This is a genomic window from Nocardiopsis sp. TNDT3, from assembly GCF_003427465.1.
Taxonomy (GTDB): domain Bacteria; phylum Actinomycetota; class Actinomycetes; order Streptosporangiales; family Streptosporangiaceae; genus Nocardiopsis; species Nocardiopsis dassonvillei.
Genome location: NZ_QPFC01000616.1, coordinates 1 through 8,324, shown reverse-complemented (window position 1 = coordinate 8,324; position 8,324 = coordinate 1). Strand labels below are relative to the sequence as shown.

Genomic DNA, 8,324 nt, shown 5'->3' with positions numbered 1-8,324 from the left:
GTTCAGCGCGCCTCACGAAAACCCGCCCCTCCTTTTGGTATCCCCTGGGACACAACTCCCTCCCTCCCACTGGCGCAGGTCGCTACTCGGTAGTAACATTGACTTGTTACTAGTCGGTAGATCCGCGTGTACAGACACCGCGGCCAGGGACACAGCGGAGCTGTCCATGACGCATTACAAGAGCAACCTGCGCGACATCGAGTTCAACCTCTTCGAGGTCTTCAAGCGCCAGGACGTCCTGGGGCAGGCCCCCTTCGAGGAGCTGGACGAGGAGACCGCCCGCACGATCCTGGACGAGGTCAACCGCCTCGCCACGGGCGTCATCGCGGAGTCCTTCGAGGACGCGGACCGCAACCCCCCGGTCTTCGACCCGAAGACGAACACCGTCGCGCTCCCCGAGAGCCTGAAGAAGTCCTACAAGGCCTACATGGACGCCGGCTGGTACAACCTCGACCTCCCCCAGGAGCTGGGCGGCCTGGGCGCCCCCCGCTCCCTGGTCTGGTCCGCCGCCGAACTGATCCTCGGCTCCAACCCCGCCGTGCACATGTACTCGGCCGGTCCCGGCTTCGCGAGCATCCTCCACTCCGAGGGCAACGAGGAGCAGAAGCGGTTCGCCGAGCTGGCCATCGAGCGCGGCTGGGGCGCCACCATGGTCCTCACCGAGCCGGACGCCGGTTCGGACGTCGGCGCGGGCCGCACCAAGGCCGTGGACCAGGGCGACGGCACCTGGCACATCGAGGGCGTGAAGCGCTTCATCACCTCGGCCGAGCAGGACATGACCGAGAACATCTTCCACCTGGTGCTCGCGCGTCCCGAGGGCGCCGGCCCCGGCACCAAGGGCCTCTCGCTCTTCCTGGTCCCCAAGTACCTCATCAACGAGGACGGCTCGCCCGGCGAGCGCAACGGCGCCTACGTCACCAACGTCGAGCACAAGATGGGGCTCAAGGCCTCCACCACCTGTGAGCTGACCTTCGGCGACAAGCACCCCGCCATCGGCTACCTCGTGGGCGACAAGCACGACGGCATCCGCCAGATGTTCCTCGTCATCGAGTACGCGCGCATGATGGTCGGCACGAAGGCGATCGCCACCCTGTCCACCGGCTACCTCAACGCCCTGGAGTACGCCAAGGAGCGCGTGCAGGGCAACGACCTGGCCGCGGGCAAGGACTCCCCCAAGGTGACCATCACCCACCACCCGGACGTGCGCCGCAGCCTCATGACGCAGAAGTCCTACGTGGAGGCCATGCGCGCCCTGGTGCTCTACACCGCCACCCAGCAGGACGCGATCCAGATCGCGCACCGCACGGGCCAGGACGCCGCGGAACTGGAGGCCATGAACGACCTCCTGCTGCCGATCGTCAAGGGCGTGGGCTCCGAGCGCTCCTACGCGCTGCTCGCCGAGTCCCTCCAGACCCTGGGCGGCTCCGGGTTCCTCCAGGAGTACCCGATCGAGCAGTACATCCGGGACGCCAAGATCGACACCCTCTACGAGGGCACCACCGCGATCCAGGCCCAGGACTTCTTCTTCCGCAAGATCGTGAAGAACGGCGGCCAGGCCCTGGGCAAGCTGGCCGGGGAGATCAAGGCCTTCGCGCAGAGCGACGCGGGCAACGGCCAGCTCAAGCAGGAGCGCGCGCTGCTCCTGGAGGCGGCCGAGAACGTCGAGAAGATCGTCGAGCTCATGGTCGGCCACGCGATGGGCTCCGCCGAGGACGCGCGCGAGCTGTACAAGGTGGGCCTGAACTCCACCCGCCTGCTCATGGCCTTCGGTGACGTCGTCCTGTCCTGGCTGCTGCTGCGCCAGGCCGAGGTGGCCCTCAACAGCATCGACGGCGCCAGCGACGAGGACAAGGACTTCTACACCGGCAAGATCGCCGCCGCGCGCTTCTTCGCCGAGCAGTTCCTGCCGCGCATCGCCGCCGAGCGCCGCATCGCCGAGGGCGTGACGGTGGACCTGATGGACGTCCCCGAGTCCGCCTTCTAACCACGTCGGACCCAGCGGGAGGGCGGGGCGGCCACCGGGCCGCCCCGCCCTCCGGCGGATGCCTAGGTCAGACCGTTCTCAGCCGCTCCACCGGTTGCCCCGTGATCTCCGCGACTCATTCCCACGCCCGTTTCATGACCGCCGGATCGGCGAGGTCGGAGAAGGCTTCGGAGAAGCGCGCCAGACCGTCCACGGTCACCGCACCGCCGGAGGGGTGCGCTGTCCGCTCCAACAGGCGTCTCAGGTACTCGCTACGCGACAGTCCCTGCCTCCTGGCGTCCGCGTCGATGACTTCCAGGACGCCTTCCGGCACGTTCCGGATCAGCACGTCGGCCATGGGACCACCTCCAAGCGGTATCCGAGGATCATCCCGAAGTTCCGTCGCCGAAGGAGCGTGACGGTGGACAAGCGGGACGCCCCGCGCCACGGTCCCGTGCGCGGGACGCGCCGGTCGCGGCTCACCGGCTCCGGTCCCACACGCCCGGAACACGCCCGCTCGGGCAGCTCCGCCGCACGTCCGCGCCACTCGTCCCACGTGTACGGGGGGTGGCGCTGGGTAGCCGCTCACCCGAGCGCGTGCGCCGCCGGGAGGCGCACGGAAGGGGGCAGAGCATGGCACGCGACGACCGCGTCGAGGGAGCAGGGGAGTTCGACGACTACGACCGCGTGGCGGTGGTGACGGGCGCGGACAGCGGAATCGGCCGGGCGACGGCGATCCGCCTCGCGCAGCAGGGCTTCGACGTCGGCGTCACCTTCCACAGCGACGCGGAGGGCGTGCACCGCACGGAGGCCGAGATCCGCGAGACCGGACGCCGGGTGTCCGTCCGCCAGCACGACCTCTCCGACCCCGTGCGGGGCTCGGAGGCCGTCGCCGAGCTGATCGATGACCTCGGCGGCATCGGCGTCCTGGTCAACAACGCGGGCACCGGCTCCGGGGAGCACCTGCTGGAGACCAGCTACGAGCGCTGGCGCGAGGTCCTGTCCGTGGACCTGGACGCGCCCTTCCTGTGCTCGAAGATCGCGGCCGCGCACATGCGCGACGCCGGTCGCGGCGGCCGCATCGTCAACATCACCAGCGTGCACGAGGAGTTCCCGCGGGTGACCGCGGGCGCCTACTGCACCGCCAAGGGCGGCCTGAAGCTGCTCACCCGCGTCCTGGCCCTGGAACTGGGCCTGTACGGCATCACCGTGAACGCGGTGGCGCCGGGCGAGATCGCCACGCCCATGACCGGGCAGCACGAGGAGGAGCCCGCGCTGGACTCGCGCGCCGGGTACCCGCTGCCCCGGCCGGGCCACGCCTACGAGGTGGCGGAGGCCGTGGCCTTCCTCGCCAAGCCGGAGGCGTCCTACGTCACCGGCGCCTCGCTGTTCGTGGACGGCGGACTCTCCCTGATGGGCCCGCAGGCCGGTGGCGCGCTCCAGGACGCCACCTGGCGCGCGGGCTGACCCCGCCCGCACCCGGATCCGCCGCCGCGGTCCGCTGGGAGGCTCCGGCCCGCCCCGGCGCCACCCAGAGGACCGTGCGCGGCGGTCCCCCCATTCAGGTGGCGGTTCCGTCCCCGACGCTACCGTCGGCGGCCGACGGTGACGCCGGGAGAGGGACCGCCGTCGAACGCACGCGCCCCGCGCCGTCAGTGTTTCGCGTCGTCAGTGTTCCGGCGTGCCGGGCTCCGTGCCGGACTCCGCGTCAGGCTCCTCCACGACCGACCACCCGGACCAGTGGCGGACCTCCACCAGGATGATCGCCTCCTCGGGCGGCGTGTCCCGGTACTGGGGATAGCGCTCAACCAGCCTGTCGCGGGCCTCGGTCCAGGCCGGGCCGTCGTGCAGGACCAGCGCCTCACCGTCCGCGCGGACCCACCACAGCCGGTCCCAGTCGTCGGAGTACTCGTCCGCGAGCAGCGACACCCGGGGGTTGCCCTCGATGTCGAGCAGCCGCCTGAGCCGGTACGTGGTCTTGGGCTTGTGGTCCACGGGGATCGCGATCGTGTCGCCGTAGGCCGCGAACACCACGGGCACCAGATGGGGCTGCCCGTGCTCTCCCACCGTGGCCAGCCTGGCGACGCGGCTCCGCGCGAACATCTCCCTGGACCGTTCCGGACTCCACCTCATGACAGAGAAAATCCCACGCGGCCCGGGACGGCACAAGGGGCGCGCACGCCCCTTTTTCTCCCCTTGCCCCCGCACGCACGCGCGCGAGCAGGACCAGACCACCCTGGAGCGTCCACCGGTAGGTGTCGGATGCGGATTGGCCGAAACCCTTTCGCGCGGGCGGTTTCCTTTCGTCCGAGGGCGGTGAAACCATCAACGCGGTTGGAACATCACATACCTGTGTCCGCGTCCGGGAGCGGACGACCGATGAGAGGGCACAGAGGCGCCGCCGGAGGAGCCACCATGAAGTTCGAACTGGTCGAACCCCCCTGACTCGGAGGAACCGCCGCAGACCGCTCACGACGAGCAGGAGCCACCCCCTGGCGGCCGCCCCGACCCTTGCGAAAGGGATTCCGATGAGCACCACCACCGCGGTCAGCGACCTCGCCGCCCGCATCCACGCGATCGACTGGGACGGCGACGTGGAACACACGCGGTCGCGGGTCGCGCTGATGCGCGAGTACCTGCGCCGCTCGGCCGTGTGGACACGTGCCCTGGGTACCAGGGGATGGCCGTTCTACGACATCGCGGAATTCGCGGCGCCGGGCGTGCGCGCCGCGGACGAGGTGGTCGAAGGTGTGCTGGAGAGCCCGGTGGTCATCGATCAGTACCCGACGGTGGGCAGGAGCTGCGTGTGGGCGCTGCACCTGGCAGCAGCCCGCGATGCCGGAGTGCCCCTGCCGGACCTGCCCGATCCCTTCGAACCGCTGATCCGCATGTACGAGCGCGGCGGCGGCTTCTCCCTGTCGACCACCGGCACGATCGACATCGACACAGCGGGCCTGTACCGGGGCAGGCTCCCCGACCACCTCGGGGGCGAGCCCAGGGCTCCCGAGACCGAGGCCGGGCTCGACGCCCTCGACGGCGTCGGCGGCTGCCCCCCGGTGCCGTACGCCCGGCGCACGGCACCGCCAACGAACCCCCTCCCTCCTTTCACTCCCGGATTTCGACCGAAAAGGATTCCAGGAGAGGCAGGGAAACCTCAACAGTCATGCGGAGCGGCACGGCAGGAACCGCCCCGAGGAAACGAATGGAACAGGAGCCCTACCTTCGGAAACCCCGGTGGACTGGATACTCAACGGGGTGGAACAGACGACTCCGGATTACGGCAACCGTCCCACGCGGAACCCGGGGAAGGAGCGGAAGGAAGTTCGATGGATCTTGCCGAGCAGCAGGAGCTGGTGCGCGACATGGCACTTGAACTGGTCGAGGCCGCTCCGGACGGCTGGACCTCGATGAACTACCGGTATGACTACATCGGGGGCGGCGCGGCGAGCGAGAACCTCGTGACCTTCGAGAACGGAGAGACGGAGAGGAAGCGCCATCCGCGCTCCGTCGACAAGAAGGCCAAGTTCCTCAAGAGTGAGATGTACCAGGAGGGCAAGGGGACCTGGCTCGGCATGTCGATCCCGGTGACCAGGCCCGGGAAGTTCAACGCGCAATTCCACTACGACAAGGAGCTGGGGGTCCACCCGATCCCCCCGTCTCCGGACAGCTACGTCTTCGAACTGGGGAAGTTCCCCCGGAACGACGACGCGCTCTCCGACTGGCTCAGGGAGCGGATCGGCCAGGCGCGGGGCTGAGCACCTGCCCAGAGGCCGGACGAGCCCCGTCCGGTCCGGGTCATGCCTGGAACCGTCCGCGTCACGCAGCCCCGGCAACGGACCGTCTTCGACGCGGAGGCCGTCGGCGTAGGCGACGTGGAGATCATGGGAGGCCGAGCACAGCGTCGGCGTCGAGGGTCGGGGTGATGTCCCCGCACGGACCGCGCTGCGCCGTGAAGCCCAGTTCGATGCCGGGCCAGCGTGGGCCGCGGAGGGGTTGCGGGCAGGGATGTGTCGGCGCATCGTGGTACCCGATGCCGTGATCCGGAACGACTGGCTGATCGGCGCCCCGGTCAAGCGGTCATCGAACGCTTGCGACCACTGACCAGGGCACGCGACAACCCCGTCAACGATCTAGGCCCGCGGGCGGCGGAGGACGAAGTAGTACAGCGCCGCGGTCGCGCACACCGTGGCGACGGCCATCGGCACGAACGCCAGCTGGTAGGCCTCGGGGCCCTCCGGCAGCGTCTGGAGCAGCGCGCCCGCCGCCACCGTGCACACCACGGCGGTCGTGAACCCGCTCATGTTCACCAGGCCGGAGGCGACGCCGGTCCGGCTCGCGGGGATCCCGTCGCGCGCGAAGTCGAAGGAGACCGTCGGCGCCAGGGTCTGCCCGATCGCGCTCGCCGCGAGCACCGTCAGCCCCAGGGCCACCGGGACTCCCCCGGGCCACGCCACCATCAGCAGCCAGCCCAGGCTCAGCGTCGTGCTCAGGATGAGCCCCAGCCACCGGCGCACGCCGGGGCTGCGCCCGATCACGACGCCCGCGAGCGGAGCCATCCACAGCCCGCCCGCGGCCAGGGCGGTGAGGGTGAGGGCGGCGGTGTCCTCGGACAGCCCCAGGCCGCCCACGAGGAACGGGTAACCCCACAACACCATCATCATCGTGAACGGGGCCATGACGGCCGCGTGGTGGGCCATGCCGATCTGCGGGCCTCGCGAACGCAGCGCCTCCTTGAGCGCGGCCCACACCGAGATCGGGTCGGCGACCGTGGAACGGCCCGCCGCACCGGCCGGGCGGTCGCGCACGACCACCAGCATCAGCAGGGCCATCAGCGCGGTCAGGACCGTGGTGGCCAGGAAGGCGGCCACCCAGCCGAAGCCCTCCAGGGCCCAGGCCATCGGCGCGGCGCTGGCCACCTGCCCCGTTCCGCCGACCACGCCGGTGAGCCCGCTGACGAGGGCGTAGCGCGAACGCGGGAACCACAGGGCCGCCAGGCGGATGACGTTGAGGAAGACCAGGGCGTCGCCGAGACCGATGAGGAACCGCCCGGCCACCGCCACCTCGATGCCGGGGGCGAGCGCGAACAGGCACGCGCCGACCGTCATCGCCGCCATGCCCATGACGAGCGTGTAGCGGGGCCCGAGCCGGTCGGCCAGCAACCCGGTGGGCACCTGGAGGACCACGTACACCAGGAGTTGCAGCATCGGCAGAAGGGACAGTAGAGCCGGTCCGACGTCGAAGCGGGCCTGGGCCTCCAGGGCGGCCACACCCAGACCGTTGCGGTGCAGCATCGCCAGGAAGTACCCGCCCACGGCGACGCCCCACACGAGCCAGGCCCTGGCGCCGCCAGCGGGTTCGGAGGCCACGACGCCCTCCCGTGCAGTAGTCCGGTCACCGGATGTCTCGGTCTGTGTCACTGGGCGACTTCTCTCCGTTTCGTACGACCGTTCCAGTGTCCTCCACATACGGGACCAGCCCTTACACCGGGGTGAAAGCGTGGGCAAAACCGACGGGAACACCGGCATGTCGGGAGGAGGCGTGGACGGCAAAGCCGGGGTTTGACCGGGTCAAGGGCCCGTAACCTGCACTAAGTCGCGGAGAGTCACGACAAACACGCCAAGAGTCGCCGCAACGAGTGACACTGGCGACATCCCCCACACAAACGGACAGGCTTTTCGGGAGGCCCAAAAAACGGTCTGGTGTTCGGAATACATGCCCTGAGCTGGCGGTTCTTGATTTGGTGAAGTCGAGACACATTCGTTAAATGTGATATTGGTCACTTGTAGAAGCCTCGACTACAAGGGGTCAGTTGCTGCTAGCATCCGGAGCGCAAAGAATAACTACGAGGTAACGACACCGTTCACGCCTCACCAACTTTGTGGAGGGAACCCGCCAAGGCCACCTGAGGCGGAGCACCTCGATCCGCGGCGACGTGGCCGCACAAGCGAACACGGCACCGCGGCAACCTAGACCACTGGAGACGACCTTGAGTCACTGGCGCCTGAACAACCCCCGGGCCTCCCGGGCGAAATCGGCCCTCGCCAGGCGAATCAAGCACAAGCCCCGCCACGCCTTCTGCGCCCAGCGCGCGATCACGGCACTCCTGGGCGAGCTCGCCTCCGTGACCCCCCGCCAGTTCTACTGGTCGGGCAGCTCCGAGCTGGCCGTCGTCTCGGTCCAGCGGGACGTCAACGTCTGGTGTCGCGACGGCCGCTTCTTCTGGAACGACCTGTTCCACGGCGGCCCGGTCTCGCACCCCGCGAGCGACCCCGTCGGCGCCGCCGAGCTCCTCAACCCCTTCGCGCAGGGGCCCGAGCCGGTCTACGGCCACGGCAGCGTCATCAAACACACGGTCGCGGCC

At 69.5% G+C, this 8,324-nt stretch carries 7 protein-coding genes; 4 read left to right on the top strand and 3 right to left on the bottom strand.

Going from position 1 to position 8,324, the window contains the following annotated elements; all coding sequences use genetic code 11:
• The first annotated feature begins 166 nt into the window (after positions 1 to 166).
• Positions 167 to 1,984, top strand: a complete 1,818-nt coding sequence (locus DQW06_RS15720) for an acyl-CoA dehydrogenase (RefSeq protein WP_019609228.1) — start codon at positions 167 to 169, stop codon at positions 1,982 to 1,984.
• A gap of 115 nt (positions 1,985 to 2,099) precedes the next feature.
• Here DQW06_RS15720 and DQW06_RS15715 read toward each other — a convergent pair whose 3' ends face one another.
• A complete protein-coding gene (locus DQW06_RS15715; protein ID WP_094800422.1) occupies positions 2,100 to 2,321 on the bottom strand; it encodes a ribbon-helix-helix protein, CopG family in 222 nt (73 codons plus the stop codon).
• Positions 2,322 to 2,596: 275 nt separating this feature from the next.
• Here DQW06_RS15715 and DQW06_RS15710 point away from each other — a divergent pair, with 275 nt between their 5' ends.
• A complete protein-coding gene (locus tag DQW06_RS15710) occupies positions 2,597 to 3,430 on the top strand; it encodes an SDR family oxidoreductase (protein WP_117198803.1) in 834 nt (277 codons plus the stop codon).
• Positions 3,431 to 3,631: 201 nt separating this feature from the next.
• Here DQW06_RS15710 and DQW06_RS15705 read toward each other — a convergent pair whose 3' ends face one another.
• Positions 3,632 to 4,096, bottom strand: a complete 465-nt coding sequence (locus DQW06_RS15705) for a TIGR03668 family PPOX class F420-dependent oxidoreductase (protein ID WP_117198801.1) — start codon at positions 4,094 to 4,096, stop codon at positions 3,632 to 3,634.
• Between the two features lie 395 nt (positions 4,097 to 4,491).
• Between DQW06_RS15705 and DQW06_RS28935 the strand changes: the two genes are divergently transcribed.
• On the top strand, positions 4,492 to 5,718 hold the full coding sequence (locus tag DQW06_RS28935) for a hypothetical protein (RefSeq protein ID WP_157983453.1): 1,227 nt from the start codon (positions 4,492 to 4,494) through the stop codon (positions 5,716 to 5,718).
• Between the two features lie 375 nt (positions 5,719 to 6,093).
• On the opposite strand, the gene DQW06_RS15690 is transcribed toward DQW06_RS28935, so the two are convergent.
• On the bottom strand, positions 6,094 to 7,380 hold the full coding sequence (locus DQW06_RS15690; RefSeq protein WP_041553459.1) for an MFS transporter: 1,287 nt from the start codon (positions 7,378 to 7,380) through the stop codon (positions 6,094 to 6,096).
• 569 nt (positions 7,381 to 7,949) lie between these two features.
• Between DQW06_RS15690 and DQW06_RS15685 the strand changes: the two genes are divergently transcribed.
• Positions 7,950 to 8,324, top strand: a 375-nt coding sequence (locus tag DQW06_RS15685; RefSeq protein WP_013156421.1) for a hypothetical protein, incomplete at its 3' end; no start/stop codon positions are given.